The 23,199-nt window shown below is 67.7% G+C and carries 23 protein-coding genes; 12 read left to right on the forward strand and 11 right to left on the reverse strand.

The genetic code is table 11. The annotated features are described in order from the left end of the window. The first annotated feature begins 14 nt into the window (after window positions 1–14). Window positions 15–2,231: a catalase/peroxidase HPI gene (katG, locus tag EV647_RS23370; protein ID WP_134006326.1), complete on the forward strand. Its 2,217-nt coding sequence runs from the start codon at window positions 15–17 to the stop codon at window positions 2,229–2,231. Between the two features lie 117 nt (window positions 2,232–2,348). On the opposite strand, the gene EV647_RS23375 is transcribed toward katG, so the two are convergent. From EV647_RS23375 to EV647_RS23385, 3 genes are read right to left on the reverse strand one after another with little or no spacing between them, the layout of a single operon-like run. Beyond that, entirely contained in the window at window positions 2,349–2,597 is a 249-nt protein-coding gene (locus EV647_RS23375; protein WP_134006328.1) for a hypothetical protein, read from the reverse strand. A 54-nt stretch (window positions 2,598–2,651) separates the two neighbouring features. Continuing rightward, window positions 2,652–3,365: a hypothetical protein gene (locus EV647_RS23380; RefSeq protein ID WP_134006330.1), complete on the reverse strand. Its 714-nt coding sequence runs from the start codon at window positions 3,363–3,365 to the stop codon at window positions 2,652–2,654. Next, a complete protein-coding gene (locus EV647_RS23385) occupies window positions 3,359–3,772 on the reverse strand; it encodes a hypothetical protein (RefSeq protein ID WP_134006332.1) in 414 nt (137 codons plus the stop codon). The genes EV647_RS23380 and EV647_RS23385 overlap by 7 nt, the downstream gene beginning before the upstream one ends. A gap of 673 nt (window positions 3,773–4,445) precedes the next feature. On the opposite strand from EV647_RS23385, the gene EV647_RS23390 reads away from it, so the two are divergent. From EV647_RS23390 to EV647_RS23410, 4 genes are all read left to right on the forward strand, one after another. Continuing rightward, a complete protein-coding gene (locus EV647_RS23390; protein ID WP_134006334.1) occupies window positions 4,446–4,646 on the forward strand; it encodes a hypothetical protein in 201 nt (66 codons plus the stop codon). 894 nt (window positions 4,647–5,540) lie between these two features. After that, window positions 5,541–6,728, forward strand: a complete 1,188-nt coding sequence (locus EV647_RS23395; protein ID WP_134006336.1) for an ATP/GTP-binding protein — start codon at window positions 5,541–5,543, stop codon at window positions 6,726–6,728. 554 nt (window positions 6,729–7,282) lie between these two features. Next, window positions 7,283–8,722, forward strand: coding sequence for a GuaB1 family IMP dehydrogenase-related protein (locus tag EV647_RS23405; protein WP_134006337.1), 1,440 nt, complete (start codon window positions 7,283–7,285; stop codon window positions 8,720–8,722). A gap of 383 nt (window positions 8,723–9,105) precedes the next feature. Further along, window positions 9,106–10,089: a helix-turn-helix transcriptional regulator gene (locus EV647_RS23410; protein ID WP_134006338.1), complete on the forward strand. Its 984-nt coding sequence runs from the start codon at window positions 9,106–9,108 to the stop codon at window positions 10,087–10,089. On the opposite strand, the gene proS is transcribed toward EV647_RS23410, so the two are convergent. From proS to EV647_RS42635, 7 genes are all read right to left on the reverse strand, one after another. Further along, window positions 10,086–11,498 carry a proline--tRNA ligase gene (gene proS, locus EV647_RS23415; RefSeq protein WP_134006339.1) on the reverse strand — a complete coding sequence of 471 codons (1,413 nt, stop codon included), beginning with the start codon at window positions 11,496–11,498 and terminating at the stop codon, window positions 10,086–10,088. The genes EV647_RS23410 and proS overlap by 4 nt on opposite strands. A gap of 166 nt (window positions 11,499–11,664) precedes the next feature. Then, complete coding sequence (locus EV647_RS23420; RefSeq protein WP_134006340.1) at window positions 11,665–13,881, reverse strand: NADP-dependent isocitrate dehydrogenase; 2,217 nt, start codon at window positions 13,879–13,881, stop codon at window positions 11,665–11,667. A gap of 58 nt (window positions 13,882–13,939) precedes the next feature. Further along, a complete protein-coding gene (locus tag EV647_RS23425; RefSeq protein WP_238177354.1) occupies window positions 13,940–14,602 on the reverse strand; it encodes a pentapeptide repeat-containing protein in 663 nt (220 codons plus the stop codon). A gap of 31 nt (window positions 14,603–14,633) precedes the next feature. Beyond that, window positions 14,634–15,470, reverse strand: coding sequence for an ROK family protein (locus EV647_RS23430; RefSeq protein WP_134006341.1), 837 nt, complete (start codon window positions 15,468–15,470; stop codon window positions 14,634–14,636). 20 nt (window positions 15,471–15,490) lie between these two features. Beyond that, window positions 15,491–16,264, reverse strand: coding sequence for a hypothetical protein (locus EV647_RS23435; RefSeq protein WP_134006342.1), 774 nt, complete (start codon window positions 16,262–16,264; stop codon window positions 15,491–15,493). Continuing rightward, window positions 16,261–16,491: a sigma-70 family RNA polymerase sigma factor gene (locus tag EV647_RS42630; protein WP_202876291.1), complete on the reverse strand. Its 231-nt coding sequence runs from the start codon at window positions 16,489–16,491 to the stop codon at window positions 16,261–16,263. The genes EV647_RS23435 and EV647_RS42630 overlap by 4 nt, the downstream gene beginning before the upstream one ends. A 27-nt stretch (window positions 16,492–16,518) precedes the next feature. Further along, window positions 16,519–16,782 carry a sigma factor gene (locus EV647_RS42635; protein WP_202876292.1) on the reverse strand — a complete coding sequence of 88 codons (264 nt, stop codon included), beginning with the start codon at window positions 16,780–16,782 and terminating at the stop codon, window positions 16,519–16,521. A gap of 78 nt (window positions 16,783–16,860) precedes the next feature. On the opposite strand from EV647_RS42635, the gene EV647_RS23445 reads away from it, so the two are divergent. Genes EV647_RS23445 through EV647_RS23470 form a run of 6 tightly spaced genes read left to right on the forward strand, consistent with a single transcriptional unit; the run spans window position 16,861 to window position 21,011 of the window. After that, window positions 16,861–17,694, forward strand: coding sequence for an alpha/beta fold hydrolase (locus EV647_RS23445; protein ID WP_202871176.1), 834 nt, complete (start codon window positions 16,861–16,863; stop codon window positions 17,692–17,694). A gap of 52 nt (window positions 17,695–17,746) precedes the next feature. After that, complete coding sequence (locus EV647_RS23450; protein ID WP_134006345.1) at window positions 17,747–18,262, forward strand: hypothetical protein; 516 nt, start codon at window positions 17,747–17,749, stop codon at window positions 18,260–18,262. A 47-nt stretch (window positions 18,263–18,309) separates the two neighbouring features. Then, window positions 18,310–18,993 (forward strand): YcnI family protein, encoded by a 684-nt coding sequence (locus EV647_RS23455; protein ID WP_134006347.1) that lies wholly within the window; start codon window positions 18,310–18,312, stop codon window positions 18,991–18,993. Between the two features lie 2 nt (window positions 18,994–18,995). After that, entirely contained in the window at window positions 18,996–19,502 is a 507-nt protein-coding gene (locus tag EV647_RS23460; protein WP_134006349.1) for a copper resistance CopC family protein, read from the forward strand. Beyond that, complete coding sequence (locus tag EV647_RS23465; RefSeq protein WP_238177355.1) at window positions 19,499–20,485, forward strand: copper resistance D family protein; 987 nt, start codon at window positions 19,499–19,501, stop codon at window positions 20,483–20,485. Before EV647_RS23460 ends, EV647_RS23465 begins: the two co-directional genes overlap by 4 nt. A 43-nt stretch (window positions 20,486–20,528) precedes the next feature. Then, on the forward strand, window positions 20,529–21,011 hold the full coding sequence (locus EV647_RS23470) for a MarR family winged helix-turn-helix transcriptional regulator (RefSeq protein ID WP_134006351.1): 483 nt from the start codon (window positions 20,529–20,531) through the stop codon (window positions 21,009–21,011). Between the two features lie 91 nt (window positions 21,012–21,102). On the opposite strand, the gene EV647_RS23475 is transcribed toward EV647_RS23470, so the two are convergent. Next, on the reverse strand, window positions 21,103–21,957 hold the full coding sequence (locus tag EV647_RS23475) for an SDR family NAD(P)-dependent oxidoreductase (RefSeq protein ID WP_134006353.1): 855 nt from the start codon (window positions 21,955–21,957) through the stop codon (window positions 21,103–21,105). Between the two features lie 173 nt (window positions 21,958–22,130). Between EV647_RS23475 and EV647_RS23480 the strand changes: the two genes are divergently transcribed. Next, complete coding sequence (locus EV647_RS23480) at window positions 22,131–23,072, forward strand: RNA polymerase sigma-70 factor (RefSeq protein ID WP_134006355.1); 942 nt, start codon at window positions 22,131–22,133, stop codon at window positions 23,070–23,072. The last annotated feature ends 127 nt before the right edge of the window (window positions 23,073–23,199 follow it).

Below are 23,199 nucleotides of genomic sequence, written 5' to 3' on the forward strand. Positions count from 1 at the left end.
CTGGAAGGAATCTGATGTCCGAGAACCATGAGCCCCTGCCCGGCGAGGCCACCGCGGAGAGCCGCGGCGACGGCGAGACCGGTGGCTGCCCGGTGAACCACGGTCAGGGCGTGCACCCGACCAGCGGGAACGCCAACCGTGAGTGGTGGCCGAACCAGCTGAACCTGAAGATCCTGGCCAAGAATCCGGCCGTTGCCAACCCGCTCGGCGAGGAGTTCGACTACGCCGCCGAGTTCCAGACCCTCGACCTTGCCGCCGTGAAGGCGGACATCGCCGAAGTACTGACGACCTCGCAGGACTGGTGGCCGGCCGACTTCGGGAACTACGGCCCGCTGATGATCCGGATGGCCTGGCACAGCGCCGGCACGTACCGGATCCACGACGGCCGCGGTGGCGCGGGCGCCGGGCAGCAGCGGTTCGCGCCGCTGAACAGCTGGCCGGACAACGGCAACCTGGACAAGGCCCGCCGGCTGCTGTGGCCGGTGAAGAAGAAGTACGGTCAGAAGATCTCCTGGGCCGACCTGCTGATCCTCACCGGCAACGTCGCGCTGGAGACCATGGGCTTCAAGACCTTCGGGTACGCCGGTGGTCGCGAGGACGTGTGGGAGCCGGAGACGGACGTGTACTGGGGTCCGGAGACCACCTGGCTGGACGACAAGCGGTACTCCGGTGACCGCGACCTCGAGCGCCCGCTCGGTGCGGTCCAGATGGGCCTCATCTACGTGAACCCGGAAGGCCCGAACGGCAACCCGGACCCGGTCGCGGCGGCTCGCGACATCCGCGAGACGTTCGGCCGGATGGCGATGAACGACGAGGAGACCGTCGCGCTGATCGCCGGGGGGCACACGTTCGGCAAGACCCACGGTGCCGGCCCGGCGGAGAACGTCGGTGCGGAGCCCGAGGGCGCCCCGATCGAGCAGATGGGCCTGGGCTGGAAGAGCGCCTACAACACCGGCAAGGGCAAGGACGCGATCACCAGCGGCCTCGAGGTCACCTGGACCACGAAGCCGACCCAGTGGACGAACGACTTCTTCGAGATCCTGTTCGGCTACGAGTGGGAGCTCAGCAAGAGCCCGTCCGGTGCCAACCAGTGGGTCGCGAAGGACGCCGAGGCGATCATCCCGGACGCGTACGACGGCCCGAAGAAGCTGCCGACCATGCTGACCACCGACCTGTCGCTGCGGTTCGACCCGATCTACGAGCCGATCTCGCGACGGTTCAAGGACAACCCGGACGAGTTCGCGGACGCGTTCGCGCGCGCCTGGTACAAGCTGACCCACCGCGACATGGGCCCGCGCGTCCGGTACCTCGGCCCCGAGGTCCCGAGCGAGGTGCTGATCTGGCAGGACCCGCTGCCGGCCGTCGACCACGAGCTGATCAACGACGCCGACGTGACCGCGCTGAAGGCCGCGATCTCCGCATCCGGCCTGTCGGTGTCGCAGCTGGTCTCGACCGCGTGGGCGTCGGCTTCGACGTTCCGGGGCAGTGACAAGCGTGGTGGCGCCAACGGTGCGCGCATCCGCCTGCAGCCGCAGATCGGCTGGGAGGTCAACAACCCCGACCAGCTCGCGCAGGTACTGCGGACGCTCGAGGGCATCCAGCAGTCGTTCGGGAAGCCGGTCTCGCTGGCCGACGTGATCGTTCTCGCCGGCGGCGTCGGTGTGGAGATCGCGGCGAAGAACGCCGGGTACGACGTCGTCGTACCGTTCACGCCTGGTCGGGTGGACGCGTCGGCGGAGGAGACCGACGTCGACTCGTTCGCCGCGCTCGAGCCGGTTGCGGACGGGTTCCGCAACTACTACGGCAAGGGCAACCGGCTCCCGGCCGAGTACCTGCTGCTCGACCGCGCGAACCTGCTCAAGCTGAGCGCTCCGGAGCTGACGGTCCTGGTCGGCGGCCTCCGCGTTCTCGGTGCGAACTACGACGGTTCGAAGTACGGCGTACTGACCGACAACCCCGGCACGCTCACGAACGACTTCTTCGTGAACCTGCTCGACCTAGGCACCGAGTGGCACGCCACGGACGAGAGCCAGGAGACGTTCGAGGCCACCGTCAACGGTGAGGTCAAGTGGACCGGCACCCGCGCCGACCTGGTCTTCGGCTCGAACTCCGAACTCCGCGCCCTCGCCGAGGTCTACGCCAGCGACGACGCCAAGGAGAAGTTCGTCAACGAGTTCGTCTCCGCCTGGCACAAGGTCATGGAACTCGACCGCTTCGACCTCCACCGCTAAGCAGCACGCTGCAGGACTCGCGGGAAAGAATTTGTCACCAGTTGCAACTTTCTTTCCCAACTGTCTGACCGGAAGGCCGGCTCCGTCGATGGAGCCGGCCTTCTGGCTACCGCGGCCTCAGTTGCTGCAGGAGCGCGGCGGCGTCGACGGCTGTGCCGAGCCGCCGTCTGGGTCGACCAGGACGGGTCGGAGGTCGGTTACCCGGAGGGGGATGGAGCGGCTGAAGTCGAGAGGGATATCGCCCTGCATGCCGCCGCCGGTCCAGTGGACGGTCCAGTACGCCGTCGCCGTGACGTTGTACGCGCCGGCCTTCTCGCACCGGGAAGCCTTGCTGTACTTGTAGCCGCACGTAGGGGATGAGGGCACGTCTTTTAGCGACTTGCCGACCGCCATCTCGCGGGTGAACGCGGTGCCAGCGCCTTAACAAGTGACGGTGTCACCGGCACCCATCGACCACTCGATGCGGTCAACGGTGCCCGTCGCGATGATAGAGACGCCGCCGAGCGCCGCGGTCTTCGTCTGCGGTCCAGTCGTCGTCGGCCCAGGATCGGTCACCCACATCCAGATCGGCACGTTGACGATGCCGACGTGGTCCGCACTCTGCACGTACGGCGAAACTCGCAACTGCGGCGCAACAAAGTTCATCGTCTCCACCACCTGCCGAGCCGCAACCCGCGGATCGATTGTCCGCGTCTCACCCGGCGGCCGGTTTACAGACTCGGGCGTGATCTGGACGACCGGCCTGCCCTCGTCGACTCCAAGAATCAACCAGCATTCGTAGAACTTTGTACCCGGCGGATAGTCGCTGACTTCGCTCGGGGAGACCAAAGATCTGGGCCCGGCCAGCGGATGCAGATAGCATCCTGATGCTGCATCAAAGAACCCGTCCTCGGTCCGGCATGGCACCACCTGCCCTTCCCAGACGCAGGCAGACTCACCGGTCTTCTTGGCTCCGGGCGTTGTCTTGACGGAAACGGTCGGCGGATGACCGTCATCGCCCACGGAGTAGACGCATTGTCCAGCGCTCCAGCCGGTGACGCACCCGGGTGAGTCGGGTGTTGGGTCAGCGAATGCGGCGGATGTTCCGAGGACCGACAGAATCGCGGCGACGCCAAGGAGCTTGGACGTCAGCATTTCGTGGGTTTCCTGCTCTGCGCGAAGTCAGCTTTCCAAGAGCCTTGGACGCGGCGCATGCGCATCTCGTCAACGGTTTGGTTCGGTGTTCCAGGGAGTCTGACACTCTTGCCTTTGGAGTCCACGGCGCCGGCCTTGGAGGAGTCGACGCACGCGCTGAGGATCAGGCTGTCGATCTGACCACTGGCATTCGGCTTGCCGATGCTCAACGGCTTGATCCAGACGACCTGCAGACTTCCGACGGAGTGCCATTTGTAACCGCGGAACTTCTCTGCCTCGACGAGTTCGGCTTTCAGCATCACGCCGCTCGCGTACTTATTCAGTGCTGTCACGTTGCGGCCGCCGCTCCTGTACATCGCGTCCGTCGCGGCGACGAACCCTCGGTACGCAACCGAAGCCGCGGCCACAGCCACGTCCTCAGGCGTGTTGCTGGGAGTCGGGGACGGAGTGGGGGAGGAGGTGGGATCTGAGGTGGACGGCGGCGGGGCCGTGTTCGGTTGGCCGGCTTCTGGGGAGCCTTGGCAGGCGGTCAGCGCTAGGAGGGCGCAGAGGGCTGCGGTGGTGGTTCCGAGGGCCGGTCGGCGCGGCATGGAGGGCTCCGTTCTCTGGTGCTGGCGAGTTAAGCGTCGCATACGGAGGGTGTTCACCGACCCGGATATCCACAGCTCTGCAGCTTCCTGCAAGCGTGGACGGAGGCTGTGGATAAGCGGCTTGTGTAGGCGGCGGCGTCGTAGAGTCGGGCTGTGGCTACTGAAGGTTCTGCGATTCGGTCGGTGGATGACGTACGGCGGGATGTTGTCGGGGTGCTCGCTCGGTTCCGTCACGGGCAGACCATGCCGTTCAGCTTCGGTGATGACGGGGTGCAGGAGGCGGTGCTGCTGACCTACGACCAGTTCGAGGATCTTGGGGGTGAGTCGAAGTTCGAGCGTCGTCCTGGGGTGGTTTCGGCTGAGGTCGTGGGTGCGGAGCTGGGGTCGATGGTGGCCGCGATTCGGGCCGGGGCGTTTGCGCCGGTGGTGTGGGGTGATGGCGGTGAGCCGGAGGCCGTGATCATGTCGACCTCGCAGTACCGCCAACTGCGTGGCGACGACGAACCCCCACCCGGCACGATCGACGACCCGCCGCGTCTACGCCACCGAACCACTCCCGACCAGCCGTGCCATGACTCTCGACGAGATCGCCGCGATGATGGGGCCGTACAGCCAGCAGGTGCTCGAGGAGATTCGCCAGGAGAAGCGTGAGGAGGCGGAGGGCGCGCGGCGAGAAGACAACTCGCAATGAGCGAGGACTCGCCGAGGTACGAGATTCTTCTTGGCAAAGAGTTCGCGGTTGACCTGATGCGTCTTGCGGCGGCTGCGGAGAAGGACCCGCGAGGCCCTGCCGGATACCTCCATCGTCAGGTGCTGAAACAGATCGGCGACTTGGCGAGGGGACGACTGACGGGCGGCACACGCTGGGGTATGAGGCTGGGAAGGGGGATTTGCGGGACTGTGTGACTGCTTATCTGCAGTCCGATCCGCAGCGGAAGGCGGACTATCGGCTGGTGTTTCGGGAGATGCCGCCTGCCGGGCCTGGCGACCTTCCCCGCCGGGAGTTGCTGGCTGGGAAGCCGCGGCAAGGGTCCGGCAACATCTACGAGCACACGTGCGCCCGGCTCAATCGAAACCTCCATGATCGTCAGCCGGGTCTCAATGTGTTCGGTGATCGCATGCCGAGCCTCAAGCAGAACCAAGCCCAGCGCCGAGCCGAACTCGATGCGAATCGCGCGGTTGCACACGCCTTCTCCGGCCAGGTGCCCTTGGCAACGTCGCGACGACTGGCGACCTCCGGCTTCGGACAAGCTCGCGCAGACTCCTCACCACGACCGGACCTCCGCCTCGACCGCTGACCACGGCAAAAGCCGCGGAGTCCAGCCGTAGGGGTCCAGGCCCTCACAATTGCACTGCGACGGAAGGTGTGAGCGTGCAGCGGCCCACGTGCCGGAATTGTGATGGCCTGGGCCTCCGTATCAGCGCCGAGGCCGGGACTGACAGACGCGGCCGTTTCGTCGATGGCCGGTACGACGTATCCGTCCACGGAACAGTGGACCCCAGCCCACGTGGGCCGGCTGATGGGGCCTTGCGTTAAATCTTCGGTATCCGCGGGTGAGCCAAGCGTTTGCGGTACGTTCGCGGCATGGCGAAATACCCCAGGATCCGCGAGCAGCATATCGCCGTTTTCGGAGAGAGCGGCTCCGGGAAGACGGTGCTCGTTTCCTCGTTCTTCGGCCCCACGCAGGAGGGCTCGTATTCGAATGACCTGTGGGACCTCGTCGCAGACGACACCGGCCAGGGCAACCGGCTCTACCAGAACTACCTCGGCATGCGAGACCGCGGGAGGGCGCCGGCACCCACCCGATTCGCGGCCACCACTTACTACTTCTCGGTGAAGCTCAAGGGTGGAGACAACGCCGCGGCGAAGAAGAGGCCATTCGACGCCCTGCGACTCGCGTGGCACGACTACCCGGGGGAATGGTTCGAGGAGTCGCCGAGCAGCGAGGAAGAGGCCAATCGTCGCGTCGACACCTTCCGGTCACTGCTGCGTTCCGATGTCGCGCTCCTGCTGGTGGATGGCCAGAAGTTGCTGGACTATGCGGGCGAGGAGGAACGGTACCTCAAGTCGCTCCTGACGAACTTCCGCCAAGGCGTGCTGCGACTCAAGGACGACCTCCTGGACGACGAGGACCGCCTCGTCGAGTTCCCGCGCATCTGGATCATGGCCCTGTCGAAGGCGGATCTCTTCCCAGACTGGGACGTCTACTCGTTCCGCGATCTCGTGATCGAAAGGGCGGCGAGCCACCTCGACGACCTGCGCTCGACGCTCAAGGACTTTGTGGACACTCCTGACGCGCTCTCGGTGGGCGAGGACTTCATGCTGCTCTCATCGGCCAAGTTCGAACTCTCCGTGGCCGGCGCGGAGCCGGCGGAGATCGATGTGACCCAACGGGTCGGGCTCGATCTCATCCTGCCGGTGGCTTCAATGCTTCCCCTGGAGCGCCGCGTTCAATGGAACGAACGGATGGAGATCCCCCGGAAGGTACTCGACACCCTGGCGGACGGCGCTGAGACCGTGGCTGGGGTCCTTGTGGGCGGCAAGCTCCTCAGTGTCGACAAGTTGTTGGCGAAGTTGCCGAGGGTCGGCCCAGTCGTTAAGGTCGCGCTCCCTGTCCTCGTTGCGGCCGCCAAGATGGCTGGGTCGCAAGTCAGGGAGATCAATTCCCAGGCTCGGAAGGACCACGACTTCCTGACCGCGACGCTCACGCAGTTCAGGCTGGACCTGGACCAAGGCGTCAAGGACAAGCTGCTCATCAGGAGCCTCAAGTGAGCTCTGAGGGCATACCCGAGAGCCTCATCTGGGCCACTCGTGGGCGCTCCTGGGGGTTCCGCTTCCTCCTCAACGGAGGGCGGTCCGACCCACTCTTGGACTACGAACGTAGCTTCGCGGGTCTCGAGGACGAGCCGGCCACGTGGCGCCGTGCGGCAGGGAAGGTCGCGCTGCGGTTTCCCGATCCGTTAGGTCGGAAAGATGCGGCCGGTCGCGTCATCCCACACGAGTTCGTCGTTTCCGGAGACGTCGCCAAGGAGATCGAGTCGGTCGAAGACGGCCTGCAACAGATCTGGCCGCTCGTGGCAGGGGCGTATGCCAGAGTCTGGGATGCCGAGGGTCCACCCTCGGTTGGAGACCTCGGCTTCCCCACCCAAAACCTTCCCTAGCAGAGCGACTGGTCAATCAGGGTTCGTGTGCTGTTCGTCGCTGCTTGTGTTGGGGTGGCGACGGTATGTGCGCCGACGGGCCGTGCCGTGCTTTCTGGCTGCTTTCAATCTGGTTGGGGGCGTGGCAGGCTGGCTGGGTTTGGATACGGGTGGAAGGGGTCTGGCATGCGGTTTCATCATGATCGGGAGCCGGCGGGAGATCTGACCTTCAGTGACGTGTTTCTGGTGCCCAACCGGTCGGGGGTGGCGTCCCGGCTGGATGTGGATCTCAAGACGTCGGACGGGACCGGGGCGTCGATTCCGGTGGTTGCGGCAAACATGACCGCGGTGTCGGGGCGGCGGATGGCCGAGACGATCGCGCGTTGTGGTGGTCTCGCGGTGATTCCGCAGGACATCCCGGTCGATGTGGTCGCGGACGTGGTTGCCTGGATCAAGGAACGGGATCCGGTCCACGACACCGCCTTGACCCTGCCGCCGACCGGGACCGTCGGCGAGGCGCTCAACCTGCTGCCGAAGCGCAACCACGGCGCGGTGATCGTCGTCGACCAGGGGCGGCCGGTCGGTGTGGTGACGGAGGCCGACTGCTCCGGCGTCGACCGGTTCACCCAGCTGGATGCGGTCATGTCCCGCGAGCTACTGACGGTTCCCCACGGGATCGACCCCGAGAGGGCGTTCGACCAGCTGCACGATGGCCGGCACCGGCTCGCTCCGGTTGTTGACGCGGACGGCCGGATCGTGGGCATCCTCACCCGCCAGCGTGCCCTTCGCGCCACCCTGTACGAACCGGCCCTCGATGCCGGTGGCAAGCTCCGCGTGGCCGCCGCGATCGGGATCAACCGCGATGCCGAGCAGAAGGCGAAGGCGTTGCTGGACGTCGGTGTGGACGTTCTCGTCATCGACACCGCGCACGGTCACCAGGAGCGGATGCTCGAGGTCGTCGAACGGGTTCGCGCTCTCGGCCCGCAGGTGCCGATCGTGGCCGGAAACGTCGTCACCGCCGAAGGTGTCACGGACCTGGTGAACGCCGGGGCGGACATCGTGAAGGTCGGCGTCGGTCCGGGTGCGATGTGCACGACCCGGATGCAGACGGCCGTCGGGCGCCCGCAGTTCTCCGCCGTGCTGGAGTGCGCGACCAGGGCGCGCGAGCTCGGCAAGCACGTCTGGGCGGACGGCGGCGTACGGCATCCGCGTGATGTCGCGCTCGCGCTGGCCGCGGGGGCGTCGAGCGTGATGATCGGATCCTGGTTCGCCGGTACGTACGAGTCGCCCGGCGACCCGCACCGGGACAGCCAGGGCCGGATCTACAAGGAGAGCTTCGGGATGGCGTCGGCCCGAGCCGTCCGGTCCCGGACCGCCGAGGACTCGCCGTTCCAGCGGGCCCGGAAGAGCATCTTCGAGGAGGGTATCTCGACCGCCCGGATGTACCTGGACCCGGAGAACCCGAGCGTCGAGGACCTGCTGGACTCGATCGTGTCCGGCATCCGCAGCTCCTGCACGTACGTCGGCGCAGCCAACCTGACCGAGTACCACGAGCGCGCCGTCGTCGGCCTGCAGACGGCCGCCGGGTACGCCGAGGGCAAGCCGCTCGACACCAGTTGGCTGTAATCGACTACAGCGTCCTCATCCCCGGAATGAGACTCCGGGCCCGGCAAGATCATGCGCCGGGCGATGGTCACGCTGGGCGATCGGTGGCACGGTGTAGTCAACAGGGGGAGGAAGGGCACCGAACCATCCGTCGGGGGGTCGGGGTCACGCCGGGGGCGGCGGGACCGATCGACGCGGGGGCTCAACAGGTATAGGTGTCCTGCTCGTGGTCGTGGGTGGTGCCGGGGTTCGGCCGAGGCTTGGGAGGGCGACTCGGGAGCCTGGAGGTACCACCCACGACCGGCTTTTCACCACATGTTCCACTGCATCACTTGGCAAGTCGCTGGTACAGCGCGATAGTCGAGGGATCGATACAGCAGAGGTGTGTGTGGGGAGCCGACGTTGTGGAGGCAGACAAGGTCGCCCCGCTGAGGATTGACGCGGAGACCGCGATCATCCTGCGCGAGGCATACCACAAGATCGAGGCGTTGTTCCGGTCCGACCATTACAGCCTGTACGACTACGTCCGGGTGGTGGCCGGGAAGATCGCGCGCGTCGACGCCTTCTACGTCGGGTTCCTGCAAGGCAGCAGCCGGGTGCGCTACCCGTACGGGTACGACGATGGAGAGTACGTGAACCCGGACACCCACATCTTCGGGCCGAACGGGCAGACGGCCTGGCTGATCAAGAACCGGCACACCTACCGGTTCGCCTACGACAACGGTTCCACGCTGCACGCCGGCGTACCGGTGGGGGACCTGAAGCGACGGTCAGAGGACGCGGTGACGGTGCCGATCTTCCGGCCCACCAAGGACGGGCCCGATCAGCTGTTCGGGATGCTCTCGATGCAGAGCTACGAGCGCGGGTCGTACGACGACAACGCGGTGCGGGCGTTCGAGTGGCTGTGCGAGGTGGTCGAGCGGGTACTGACCCGTGAGGGGGAGGACCGGGAGTCGTTGCGCCGGCTGCCCGCGGGCGACGTCGGCCCGAACCTGCTGACGTCCGACCACGTGATGGAGTACCTGACGCACCGGGTCGCATCGATCCGGGAGATCGCGGCCGAGGCGCTGGCCGAGCCGGACGTGGGCACCGCCGTCCACAGGCACCTGGGGCGGATCGTCGACGCCGCCGAGCACATCCAGTCCGAGCTGATCGAGATGCTGATGGAGACCGACGAGGGCCCCGAGCGCCGGTTCAGCAGTCTGACGAAGGCCCAGCAGGCCGTCGCCGTCCTGCTGACCGACGGTCTCGACAACGACCAGCTGGCGGCTGAGCTCGGCGTCAGCCTCAACACCGTCAAGACCCACCTCAGCGCGATCCTCCGCAAATACGGTTTCCGCTACCGCTCCCAGGTGGCCGACGACGTCCGCAGGTACCTGGCCCGCTAGTACGAGCGGGCCACGTAGGCGACCAGGTCCGGCTCGTCGTCGTTCAGCGGCAGCGAGCCGTCCGAGCGTTGCAGGCAGCGGACGGTGATGCCCGATTCGGCCAGGCGGTCCTCGCCCTGCTCGCCCACGGCGTCGTACGGGATGCGCGCCCAGCCGGACGCGGCAGCCTCGATCGCCTCGTCGATGGTGGAGGCGGCGGTGATGCGGGCGGTCTGCCTGGCGGTTGCATCGGCCAGCAGGTAAGCCTGGTCCGCTTCGATCGCGGCGACGACGTGGGCCGTGAGTTCGGTCAGGCTGACGGCGGCCTTGGCGGAGTCGCGCAGTCGTCGTACGACGGTGGCGTTGCCGGCGGCGAGGTCGCGGGGGCCGACCTCGATGCGGATCGGGACGCCCTTGAGCTCCCAGTTCACCGCGCGTCGCCCGAACGGCTGGTCGGCGCGGTCGTCGACGGTGACGCGCAGTCCGGCCGCTGTCAGCTCGTCGGCGATACCGCGGGCCGCCGCGATCGCCTCATCCTTGACGGCGAGTACGACGACCTGCACCGGAGCGACTGCAGGCGGGACCCGGAGGCCCGCGTCGTCGCCGTGCACCATGATCAGGCCGCCGACCATCCGGGTACTGCTGCCCCAGGAGGTGGTCCACGCGAGCTCACGCCGTCCCTCGCTCGACAGGTATCCGATGCCGAACGCGTGCGCGAAGTTCTGCCCGAGCTCGTGCGACGTACCCATCTGCAGGGCCTTGCCGTCACCCGTCATCGCTTCGAGCGTCATCGTGTTCACAGCGCCTGCGAACCGTTCTCGCCGCGTCTTGCGGCCGACGACGACCGGGATCGCCAGCACGTCGACCATGACCTCGCGGTAGACGTCGTACAGGATCTTCGTCGCGAAGGCGCGGGCGTCCTCGGCGGAGGCGTGCGCGGTATGTCCTTCCTGCCAAAGGAATTCGGTGGTGCGCAGGAACAGGCGCGGGCGCAGCTCCCAGCGGACGACGTTCGCCCATTGGTTCAGCAGCAGCGGGAGGTCCCGGTAGCTCTGGATCCACTTGGCCAGATATTCGCCGACAACGGTTTCCGAGGTCGGCCGGATGATGGCGGGCTCCTCGAGTTGTTTGCCGCCGGCATGCGTCACGACCGCGAGCTCCGGGCTGAAGCCCTCGACGTGCTCGGCCTCGCGCTGCAGGTAGCTCTCCGGAATCAGCAACGGAAAGTACGCGTTCTGCGCCCCGGTCGCCTTGATCCGGCGATTCATTGCCTCCTGCAACAGTTCCCAGATCCCGTATCCGTACGGTCGCACCACCATGGTCCCCCGCACCGGCCCGTTGTCAGCGAGCTCGGCCTTGGCAATCACATCCTGGAACCATCGCGGAAAGTCCGTTGCCTGCGCGGCAAGCACGGATCGGGAAGCTGTCATGCCCGCCAGTGTAGGAACGCGACCGGGTGGCGGCCACGCATTTCCTCAGCAGAACAAGCAGCTCCCGGCGCCCTTGCGGGCACCGGGAGCTGGGAGAGAGATGAGCCGACGCGAGGTCTGGGGTCGAGGTTGGTCGGCTCGCCCTGGCGGTTGTGCGGTGTGGCGGTTACAGGGAAGCCAGAGCGTCGTTCCAGGTCTTTGACGGGCGCATGACGGCTGCTGCCTTGGCCGGGTCCGGCTGGTAGTAGCCGCCGAGGTCGGCCGGGCTGCCCTGGACAGCGATCAGCTCGTCGACGATCGTCTGCTCGTTCGCGGCCAGGGTCTCGGCGAGCGGGGCGAAGGCCTTGGCCAGGTCCGCGTCGTCGGTCTGCGCGGCCAGCTCCTGTGCCCAGTACAGCGACAGGTAGAAGTGGCTGCCGCGGTTGTCGATGCCCCCGACGCGACGGGTCGGGGACTTGTCCTCGTTCAGGAACGTGGCGGTCGCCCGGTCCAGGGTGTCGGCCAGGACCTGCGCCCGCGCGTTGCCGGTCGCCTGGGCCAGGTGCTCGAAGCTCGCGGCCAGCGCGAAGAACTCGCCCAGGCTGTCCCAGCGCAGGTAGTTCTCCTTGACCAGCTGCTGCACGTGCTTCGGCGCCGAGCCGCCCGCTCCGGTCTCGAACAGGCCGCCGCCGGCCATCAGCGGGACGACCGACAGCATCTTCGCGCTGGTGCCCAGCTCGAGGATCGGGAACAGGTCGGTCAGGTAGTCACGCAGCACGTTGCCGGTCACCGAGATGGTGTTCTCGCCGCGGCGGATCCGCTCCAGCGACAGCTTGATCGCGTCGACGGGCGCCAGGATCCGGATGTCCAGACCCTCGGTGTCGTGGTCGAACAGGTACTTCTGGACCTTCGTGATGATCTGGGCGTCGTGGGCACGGGTCTCGTCCAGCCAGAACACCGCCGGGTCGCCGGTGGCGCGGGCCCGGTTGACGGCCAGCTTGACCCAGTCCTGGATCGGGGCGTCCTTGGTCTGGCAGGCGCGGAAGATGTCACCGGCCGAGACCGCCTGCTCGAGCACGACGTCGCCGGCCTGGTTCACCAGCCGGACGGTGCCGGTCGTCTGGATCTCGAAGGTCTTGTCGTGCGAGCCGTACTCCTCGGCCTTCTGCGCCATCAGGCCGACGTTCGGCACCGAGCCCATGGTGGCGGGGTCGAACGCGCCGTTCGCGCGGCAGTCGTCGAGTACGACCTGGTAGATACCGGAGTAGCTGTGGTCCGGCAGTACGGCGAGGGTGTCGTGCTCCTCGCCGTCCGGGCCCCACATGTGCCCCGACGTACGGACCATGGCCGGCATCGACGCGTCGACGATGACGTCGGACGGGACGTGCAGGTTGGTGATGCCCTTGTCCGAGTCGACCATCGCGAGCTTCGGGCCGGCGGCCAGCTCGGCGTCGAAGGAGGCCTTGATCTCGGCACCTTCCGGCAGGTTCGCGATCCCGTGCAGGATGCCGCCGAGGCCGTCGTTCGGGGTCAGGCCGGCCTTCGCGAGCACGTCGCCGTACTGCGCGAACGTCTCCGGGAAGAAGGCGCGGACGACGTGACCGAAGATGATCGGGTCCGACACCTTCATCATGGTGGCCTTCAGGTGCACCGAGAACAGCACGTCCTCGGCCTTCGCCCGGGCGACCTGGGCGGTCAGGAACTCGCGCAGCGCCGCCACGCGCAGGACGGACGCGTCGACGACCTCGCCCGTCAGCACCGGGACCGACTCGCGCAGCACCGTCGTGGTGCCGTCGTCACCGGCCAGCTCGATCCGCAGCGAGCCCGCGGACTCGATCACGACCGACTTCTCCGTCGCGCGGAAGTCGTCGTTGTCCATGGTCGCGACGTTGGTCTTCGACTCGGCGCTCCAGGCGCCCATCCGGTGCGGGTGGGCCTTGGCGTAGTTCTTCACCGAGGCCGGGGCGCGGCGGTCCGAGTTGCCCTCGCGCAACACCGGGTTCACCGCGGAGCCCTTGACCTTGTCGTAGCGGGCCTGGATCTCCCGCTCCTCGTCGGTCTTCGGCTCGTCCGGGTACTCCGGCAGCGCGTAACCCTGGGACTGCAGCTCGGCGATCGCTGCCTTCAGCTGCGGGACCGAGGCCGAGACGTTCGGCAGCTTGATGATGTTCGCCGCGGGCGTCTTGGCCAGCTCGCCGAGCTCGGCGAGCGCGTCCGCGATCCGCTGGTCCTCCTTGAGGTACTCCGGGAAGAGCGCCAGGATCCGGCCGGCCAGTGAAATGTCCCGGGTCTCCACGCCGACACCGGCCTGGCCGGCGTACGCCTGGACGACAGGGAGGAACGAGTACGTGGCGAGCGCCGGAGCCTCGTCGGTGTGGGTGTAGATGATCGTCGAGTCAGTCACGGGCCCACCTTATCCGGCGTACGTCGTACTCCTACGTGGGCCGGATCACGCCCAGGACCTAGTCGAGGTCGTCGGGATGCGCCAGGGTGATGCCGCTCGCGACGGTGACCGCGCTGGTGAATGCCAGAGTGTCGATCGGGGAGGAGGCTGCAACTGTCGCGCCGGACAGCGAGGCGAGGCCCTTGGCGCCGTCCCAGGTGCAGTCCACGAACACCGCTTTGGCGGCCTTGACCTGGGAGAACTCCACGCCGGACAGGTCGCAGCGCCGGAACACGGCGCCCGTCAGGTCGGCGGAGACGAAGTCGGCGCTCTGCAGGCGGCAGTCGGTGAGCTCGACCTTGAAGAACTTCGCGAACCGGAACGACGCGAAGTCGAGCACGGTGTCCTGGATCGTCACGTGCTGGAGGTTCGCGCCCGGTCCGGCGAACCCGATCATCCGGGAGCCGGTGATCGCGACCCGGGTCAGGGCCGCGTCGGACCAGCGGGAGTTCGCCAGGTCGCACTGGGTGAGCTCCGTGTCGACCAGGATCAGCTTCTCCAGGTCGGATCCGGCCAGCTTGCTCCGCGTGAACCGGCAACCGCTGATCTCGAGGTGCTCGGCCTCCAGATCACTCAGATCCACGTCCTCCAGCCCCAGATCGAGCAACCGCTCCTCGTCCTCGATCTCGTCGGGCAGGATGGACTCGAGCTGCGCCCGCAGGCGAGGACCGGCGATCTTCACGCCCCCGACCGTAGCGGGGTTCGCCGACAGTTCACGACGACCGGAGGTAGTGGGCGGCGGCGCCGATCAGGGCGGACTGTTCGGTGTCGTGCGTCGCGGAGGCGGGGAAGTCGAGGACCGATTCGACCAGGTCGAAGGCTCCTGAGATCGAGCCGCCGAGAACGGTTCTTGTTACGCCGAAGCGGTCCAGCCAGGGCTTCAGGGCGGCGGCCAGGTCGGTGAAGCAGGCTGTCAGGACCTCCTGCGCGGCGGTGTCGCCGGTGCGGGCCTGGTCGGCGATCTCCTTGACGCCGGGGGCTTCGGTTCCGGTGCTCTCGGCGTACCTGCGGAGGATCGCGCGCGCGGAGATCGAGTCCTCCAGGGGCTTCCCGGCGTACGTCGTCTTGTAGAGCTCACCGCCCGGCGGGACGCAGTCGCCCTCGCGGACCACGCGGCCGTCGGCGAGGAACGCCGTACCGATGCCGGTGCCGATCGTGACGCCGACGCAGCGTTCGACGCCGCGGACCTCGCCCGCGGTCCACTCGCCGACCGCGAACGCCTCCGCGTCGTTCATGAACAGCAACCGGTCGATGCCCAGCTCGCTGCTCAGCGCGGCGCCGAGGTTGAACCCGTACAGCTGGTCGAACTTGCCCTGCCCGCGGTACCACGCGACCCCGGTGGCGAAGTCGAACGGACCGGGGAGCGCGACCGCCAGACCGTTTGCCAGCGGCAACTTCCGGGCCGTCTCCGCGAGCTGCTCGACCACCACCTCGGCAGCCTGCTGCGACTCGAGCTTCGCCCGGTCCACCTCGGTCACGTCCCACGTGCCGGGCGCCACCACGGCCGCCGTGACGTGGCTTCCCCCGATCTCCAGCACAGCTACGTCCATCCGCACATCATCGCAGGACGTCAGTACCGCTCCTTGAACACCGCCTGTCCGGAGTCGTTGTACATCGTGATGTAGATCGGGTCGGTGTTCCCCTTCCTGATGTCGTCCGTGTAGACGCGGTGCACCCAGTACCCGTCCTTGACGGTGGCGTCGCCTTGCTGCCCGAGGCCGGTGAACGCGATCCGGGTGACTCCCTCCGGCACCCGGCCCGCGTAGCTGTACCGCACACCCGTGCAACTGGTCTGCCGGTAATCCCTCTCCACCGGCCCGTTGCCGCACCCCATGCTCCAGTAGCGCTGGATCTGGTACGCGCGGGTGACGATGCCGACGTTCAGCAGCGTCGCCCCGAACCCGCCCAGCGGTTGCTTCTGGATCGGCACCCCCGCCACGCAGTATGCGTACTGCGATCCGTCGGGCGACCGGCGGACCGTCATCGCGCCGTCGGCATCGCTCACCTCGACGACCTTGTCGGTCCAGTTGGCGACCACCTGCCGTCGCCAGGCGTCGTCGTTCGCGGTCCGGAAGAAGTCGTCGGACCTCGCGCACAGGTCGGTGATCGCAGCCGGCTGGGAGACGGTCGCCGGCTGCGGCTTCGTCCGGGGGTCTCCGATCCGGCCCACCAGCAGTACGGCGACCACAGCAGTCGCGGTGCCGACGACCGTGGCTGCGCCCAGCATCGCGCGACGGCGCCGGGTCCGGTGCCGACCGGCCGCGACCAGTTCGGTCACGTCGGGTGCGAACGACGTACCGCGGTCGGTGGCCTGGTCCATCAAGGTCTTCAGTTCGCCCGTCATTTCATCCCCACCAGGTCGGAGAGTTCGGCCAGGGACGGATGGGCGCGCAGCTTCTCCAGGGCGCGCAACGTCTGGCTCTTCACGGTTCCGGGTCGGCAGTCGAGGGCGATCGCGGTCTCGTCGACGGACAGTTCGTCGAAATACCGCAGTACGACGCACGCTCGCTGCCGGGGCGGTAGCTCGGCGAGGGCCTTGGTGATCACCATCCGGTTCTCGACGACGCCCAACGCGTCGGCGTCGGCCTCGTTGGCGAACTACTCGTCGCCGCCGACGACCTCCTGGCTGGACTTGCGGCGCAGCGCGTCGAGGGTGGTGGAGACCACGACCTTCCGCGCGTACGCACCGACCGCGCCCTTGCGCTGGATCCGGCCCCAGACCCGGTACAGCCGGATCAGGGCCTCCTGGGTCGCGTCCTCGGCCCGCCGCCAATCGCCGCACAGAAGGTAAGCGGTCCGGCACAGAGAGTTGGCGTGATGCGTCACAAACTCGACGTAGTCCTGCTCCGTCTCCGCTCTCACGCGCGGCGCTCCCCAGTCATGCCGAGTCGAACGTGGTGGGCCGCATGAATGGTTGCACGACTACGGCACACTTTTTCCGTGCCTCAAGTCATGCTCGACGGTGTCCGGGTCAGCTACCACATGTACGGCAGTGGGCCGGTGTGTATCGCGCATCCGGGTGGACCGGGGGTGCACTGGCCGTACCTGCGGATGCCGGACCTCGAGCAGCACCTGACGATGGTGTACGTCGAACCGGTCGGTACCGGGAACTCGGACCTGCTCCCGGACGGCGACTACTCGATGGAGAGGTACGCGTCCTTCGTCGAGCAGCTTGCTCGACATCTCGGCGCCGAGCCGGTCTTCCTGCTCGGTCACTCGCACGGCGGCTTCGTCGCGTTGCAGACCGCGCTCGACCACCCCGAGCGGCTGCGCGGCGTGATCGCCTATGACTCGATGGCCTACAACGGCCCGGAGCTCGGGGCGCAGGCGTTCAAGAATCTCGAGGCGTACGTCGCGGCGCGGCCGGCCGGCGATCCGATCGCGGCGCAGGTGCTCGCGGCGTGGCAGGAGCAGCCGGTCGGTCGCGAGGCCGAGCTCGACGCGCTCGAGCGGCTGCTGCCCGTGTACTTCAACGACTTCGAGGCGATCGACCCGCGGATCGGGGAGTGGAAGCAGACGGTCGACCTCACCGTCGACCCGAACCGGCAGGACACGCTCTGGGACATCCGCGGACGGCTCGGTGAGATCACCGTACCGACGCTGGTGCTCGTCGGGACCGCGGACTTCATCTGCCCGGAGAACTCGGCCCGTGAGCTGGCCGACGGGATCCCCGGGGCCGAGCTCGTGGTGCTGAAGGAGAGCGGTCATTTCGGTCACGTCGAGGAGCCGGACGCGTTCCGCGACGCCGTACTGCGGTTCACGTCGCAGCACTGAGGGAACCAGGCGGCGCCCCGGTCCGTAGAGTGACTGGAGCGAGGGGATACACATGCCGACCGAGAGCAGGACGACGTCCGCGGTCGCGGCGCTGAGCGTCGCGGTGGCGGTGGTCGGTCATGCGCTCGTCGGGGGCGGCGGCGTGCCGCTGGGCGTCGTACCTCCGCTGGTGGCGTTGGCCGCCGTCTGCTGGCTGCTCGGCGAGTACCTGGCGGGGGAGCTGCTGCTGACGGGGCTCGTCTTGGCCGGGGTGCAGTTGTTCGTGCATGTCGCGTTGGACTCGGTCACCATGCATCACGGGATGTCGATCGCGAGCAGCCTGATGATGACGGGGACCCACCTGGGTGCGTTGCTGGCGGGCGTCCTCCTGATCGGCCAGGCGCACCGGTGGGTCCATCGGGTACGGCGGGTGTTCGCGCGGCTGCTGCCCGAACTGCCGATGTCGCGTCCGGTACGCCGGGTCGACGCGGAACACGTTTTCTTCGCGGCGTGGACGCCGAGCGGATCCCGGCTCGGCACGAGCGTCTCCGGCCGCGGGCCTCCCGGCGTACGAGTAACTGCTTTCTGAGCCGGCCGATCGCGCCGGACTACTCGTATGCCTTGAAAGGTTCTCTCATGCCCAAGAGATTCGCCCTGCGCGCCGGCGCGATCGTCGCGGCCTCCGCGCTCGTCGTGATCGGCGCCGCGAGCTCGGCGTCGGCGCACGTCACGGTGTCGTCGCCGGACGCCAAGCCCGGCGGGTACGCCAAGCTGGTGTTCCGCGTGCCGACCGAGTCGGACAACACCAGCACCACGAAGCTCGTCGTCTCGTTGCCCAAGGACCATCCGTTCGCGCACGTGGGTGCGCAGGTGAAGGACGGATGGAAGGTGGAGAAGAAAGAAGAGAAGCTGCCGGCCGCGGTGAAGGTCGGTGACGTCACGCTGACCAAGGCGATCACGACGGTCACCTGGACCGCGACCGCGGTCGGGATCCCGCCGAACGACTTCGACGAGTTCTCGCTGTCGGTCGGGAAGCTGCCCGAGGGCGTGGACGCCTTGAGCTTTCCGGCGGATCAGACCTACAGCGACGGCGAGGTGGTGAAGTGGGCCGATGTCGCCAAGGACGGTGCCGAGGCCGAACATCCGGCGCCCACGTTGAAGCTGGCGGCGGCGATCACGCCGGTTGCGGCGACGACCTCTGTGGATTCTTCTGACACGTTGGCGCGCTGGCTCGGCGGCGGTGGTTTGCTGGTCGGGCTGCTCGGTCTGGCCTTCGGGCTGCGGCCTCGTCGTGCCGCAGCTGTTGTGGAGAAGCAGTAGCCGTGCGCCGATTGATCGCAGTACTGGTCGCGTCGCTGTACACGCTGGTGGCTTCCGCCGGCGTGGCAGTGGCGCACGCCAAGCTCGAGTCGATGACGCCGACCGACGGTTCGTCGATGGCCGCGCCGCCGACGAAGGTCATCCTGACCTTCAACGAGCCGGTCGGGTCCAACGGGACGCAGGTGCAGGTGAAATCGCCTAGCGGCACGAACGTCGCGAATGGTGCCGTCCAGGTGGTCGACAACACGGTCACCCAGCCGGTCGGCGCGATGATCGAGGCCGGCAGGTACACGGTCGAGGCCCGCGTGGTCTCGTCCGACGGTCACCCGATCACGGTCAGCGGCGCCTTCACCGTTACGCACGCCGGCCATCCGGCCACCCAACCGGCCGATGCTCCGGCGCAGCCCGAGGGCAACTCCAACACGGTGACGATCGTCGCGATGTGCTTGGTGATGCTCGTGGTCGTGGCGTTGGCCGTGGTGATCGTCCGCCGCCGGCCGGCCTCGTGAAACGTGCTTTCGTCCCGGCCGGGATAGTTGCTACCGGCATCGTTGTGATGGTGGCGGCGTTGTTCGCCGCCGGTGGTGCGCCGAAGCGGGCGCCGGACGGCCTGCTCGGCGCCGGACTGGCTGTTTCCTGGGCGGTCCCGGTACTGCGGATTGTCGCGGATGCGGCCGCGGTAGCAACCGGGGGAGCTGTGCTGGCCGTCGTACTGTTCCTGCCCGCGAAGGACGGAAAGCTCGGAAACAAAGCGATCCGCGCCTGTCAGGATGCAGCCTTGGCCGCCGGGATCTGGGCGGTCGCGAGCATCGGCGGGCTGATTGCGACGGCGACCGTGATTCTCGGGATCCCGCTGTCCCATCTGGCTGAGCACGCGGACGCGGCCGGCCAGCTGAGCCAGGTCCGCGCGCTCGCAGTCGCCGTCGTGCTCACCGCCGTACTCGCCGTGATCTTGAGCGGCGCCAAGACGTTGCGCACGGCCCGACTGGCCGCCGTACTCACGATCGCTGCGCTTATCGGACCGCTCCTCACCGGCCACGGCGCGATCGATCGCACCAGCCTGTGGTCCGTCCTCGCCACCGCATCGCTCGTCGTCCACGTCGTCGCCGCGACCGCGTGGATCGGCGGACTGGGTGCGGTACTGCGCTACACCCGCTCTCGCGAGGCCGTCGAGCTGTTCAGCACGCTCGCCTTCGTCTGCGCGGTGACGATGGGCGTCACCGGACTCCTCACCGCCGAGATCCACCTGGGCGGTCGCGAGGACGGCTGGGGCCTGATCACGCAATGGGTGACATCCGGGTACGGCGTTCTGGTGCTCGGGAAGGCGCTCGCGTTCGCGCTCCTGGTGTTCATCGGCCGGCTGCATCGGCAGAGCACGATCCCGCGGGTGGCGACCGGCGACGCGGGGTCGTTCCGGCAGCTAGCAGTGCTAGAACTCGCGGTGATGGCCGGCACGATCGGCCTCGCCGTCGCCCTGTCGCGCACCCCTTGACGTGAGTCGGTGACATGTCAACGTCCGTCCGTACAATGGATGGATGAAGGAACCGGAGTGGCTCGGGGTGCAGGAAGCGGGGCTCTGGCAGTCGTACCGTGACACGCATCGCGAACTGATGCGTGCCCTCGAGGCCCGGATGATCACGAACTCGGGCCTGTCCGGCGCCGACTACGCGCTGCTGCACCCGCTGTCCGAGGCCGAGGACGGCCTGCTCCGCACCCGCGACCTCGGCCGTTCGGTCGGCTGGGAACGCAGCCGCTTGTCGCACCAGGTCAGCCGGATGGAGAAGCGCGGCCTGGTCACCCGTGAGGAATGCACCTCGGACGCGCGCGGCTCGATGGTCCGCCTCACCGCACTCGGCCGCAAGGCGATCGAATCCGCCGCCCCCGACCACGTCGCCGCCGTCCGCACCTACTTCCTCGACCACCTGACCGCGGACGAGCAGGCCCAGCTCACCATCCTCCTCAACCGCATCGCTGCCAACCTCCCCACCACCTGCGCCAGCCCCGACTGCGACGAGTAACCCGGCCACGCGCCGGAGGGCTACGCGACCGCCTTCTCGGTGACCGTCTGCAGGATCCCATCCGCCGTCCGAGGGTGATCGGTGCGGTTGTTCACCGTGAGGCTGCTTGGTCGAGATCGCCCTGAGCTTCCGCCGAAAGGTCCTGCCAATCGGCCCAGGTCTTGAGCCGGTCGGCGTAGGCCTGCTGGATCATCGGGTAGAAGCCCTGCCCGAACAGCACCCGCAACGGCGGGTGGTCGGAGTCGGCGAGTTTGAGGAGTGCCTGCGCCGCCGCGGCGGGATCACCAGCGGGCTGCTTGCCGGTGGCCGCGCCGAGTCGGAGGCGGAGGCCGTCGTACGCCGGATCCTTGTCTGCCATGTGACCGTTGGCGAGTGGATCGGGGTTCTTGCCGTTCCTGGTGGCGAAGCCGCCGGGCTCGACGATGGTGACCTTGACGCCGAAGTCGGCGACCTCACCGGCGAGCGCCTCGTTCAGACCTTCCAGGGCCCACTTGGAGGCGTGGTAGGCGCCGCCGAGGGGCATCGCGACGAGACCGGCGGCTGAGGACAGTTGGATGATGTGGCCGGAGCGCTGCCCGCGCAGAAAGGGCAGCGCGGCCTGGATCACCCACACCGCACCGAACAGATTGGTCTCGAGCTGGTCACGCAGCTCGCGCTCGGCGAGTTCCTCGACCGCACCGATCTGGGCGTAGCCGGCGTTGTTCACGATGACGTCGAGGCGGCCGAAGTACGCCACGGCCTGCTCCACCGCGCCGAAGACGGCCGCCTTGTCGGTGACGTCCAGCGCGAGCGGGAGCACCGCGTCGCCGTAGTTGCCAACCAGCTCGTCGAAGCTCGCGGTACTGCGGGCAGTCGCGGCGACCTTGTCGCCGCGCGACAGGGCCGCCTCGACGAATTCGCGGCCGAGGCCGCGGGACGATCCAGTGACGAACCAGACCTTGCTCATGATGTTTACCTTCCTACCTGCGTTGGCCGAACTGACGACCATGAGGCACCGCAGATCCGCGCTTTGTGACACCGCAGAGGTGTGACGCAGCCCACCCGGCAGGCGTGTCACGCGGAGGTGAGGGCCGGTGTCTTGTGGCAAAGCAGGCTGAGAAGCAACAACCGGGAGCAGGTATGAACGAGCACAGCGAGGCAGCGTCGGGTTCCGGCGGGCCGCCTCTCGACGGCTGCCAGATGGACTCCGCCACCGACGCCTTCGTTGCCCACCGCAACCTGCTGTTCACCGTCGCCTACGAGATCCTCGGCTCGGCAGCCGACGCCGAGGACGTGCTCCAGGAAACCTGGCTGCGCTGGATCAAGGTCGATGTGAGCGAGGTGTCCGACCGGCGTGCTTACCTGGTCAGGATCACCTCCCGGCAGTCGCTCAACCGGCTGCGCACCATGAAGCGTCGCAAGGAGACGTACGTCGGCGCTTGGCTTCCCGAGCCGATGCTCACCACGCCGGACGTGGCGGAGGACGCCGAGCTCGCCGAGAGCGTGTCGATGGCGCTCATGCTCGTCCTGGAGAGCCTCTCGCCGACCGAACGTGTCGTGTTCGTGCTGCGCGAGGTTTTCGGTGTCAGCTACGACGAGGTGGCGGCCGCCGTCGGCAAGAGTCCCGCGACCGTCCGTCAGATCGCGCACCGCGCCCGCCGGCATGTCGACGCCCGTCGCCCGCGCGAGACCATTTCTGCCGGCCAGGCTCGGGCGGCTCTGGAGACGTTCCAGCGCGCACTGGAAACCAGGGATCTGCAGGGCCTACTCGATGTGCTCGCCCCCGAGGTCGTCCTGGTGAGCGACGGTGGCGGCGTGAAGACGGCCGCGCCACAGCCGGTCATCGGTGCCGAGAAGGTGGCCCGCTACTACCTCGGCGGCACCGCCAAGGCGGAAGCCGCGATCACCTGCGAGGCCACCGTGGTCAACGGCAATCCGGCATTGCTCGTCCACGTGAACGGCGAGTTCGACGGCATCTTGGCGATCCGCGTCGAGAACAACCACATCACCGGCCTCTACTACGTCCGCAACCCACAGAAGCTGACCCGCGTCGCCTCCACAACCCCACTCACCCTGCGATGAGCACACCGGTCCGCCGAGGCGTTCCGGTCAGCGTCTAACCATCCGATCTGCGATTCGAGTGCTCATGGCTGGGGGTCGTTCCAGGTACTCGGGGGTAGGCGGTGGTGACACGCCGTTACGGCGGGCG

Origin of the sequence: Kribbella sp. VKM Ac-2566 (assembly GCF_004366005.1) — a bacterium.
GTDB lineage: Bacteria > Actinomycetota > Actinomycetes > Propionibacteriales > Kribbellaceae > Kribbella > Kribbella pratensis.

Bases quoted from the DNA above. Each gene is read 5' to 3' on its own strand.
- katG (WP_134006326.1), top strand. From the start codon at position 15: ATGTCCGAGAACCATGAGCCCCTGCCCGGCGAGGCCACCGCGGAGAGC.
- EV647_RS23455 (WP_134006347.1), top strand. From the start codon at position 18,310: ATGCCCAAGAGATTCGCCCTGCGCGCCGGCGCGATCGTCGCGGCCTCC.
- EV647_RS23435 (WP_134006342.1), bottom strand. From the start codon at position 16,264: ATGACGGGCGAACTGAAGACCTTGATGGACCAGGCCACCGACCGCGGT.
- EV647_RS23475 (WP_134006353.1), bottom strand. From the start codon at position 21,957: ATGAGCAAGGTCTGGTTCGTCACTGGATCGTCCCGCGGCCTCGGCCGC.
- EV647_RS23430 (WP_134006341.1), bottom strand. From the start codon at position 15,470: ATGGACGTAGCTGTGCTGGAGATCGGGGGAAGCCACGTCACGGCGGCC.
- EV647_RS23395 (WP_134006336.1), top strand. From the start codon at position 5,541: ATGGCGAAATACCCCAGGATCCGCGAGCAGCATATCGCCGTTTTCGGA.
- EV647_RS23450 (WP_134006345.1), top strand. From the start codon at position 17,747: ATGCCGACCGAGAGCAGGACGACGTCCGCGGTCGCGGCGCTGAGCGTC.
- EV647_RS23405 (WP_134006337.1), top strand. From the start codon at position 7,283: ATGCGGTTTCATCATGATCGGGAGCCGGCGGGAGATCTGACCTTCAGT.
- EV647_RS23470 (WP_134006351.1), top strand. From the start codon at position 20,529: ATGAAGGAACCGGAGTGGCTCGGGGTGCAGGAAGCGGGGCTCTGGCAG.
- proS (WP_134006339.1), bottom strand. From the start codon at position 11,498: ATGACAGCTTCCCGATCCGTGCTTGCCGCGCAGGCAACGGACTTTCCG.
- EV647_RS23380 (WP_134006330.1), bottom strand. From the start codon at position 3,365: ATGCTGACGTCCAAGCTCCTTGGCGTCGCCGCGATTCTGTCGGTCCTC.
- EV647_RS23480 (WP_134006355.1), top strand. From the start codon at position 22,131: ATGAACGAGCACAGCGAGGCAGCGTCGGGTTCCGGCGGGCCGCCTCTC.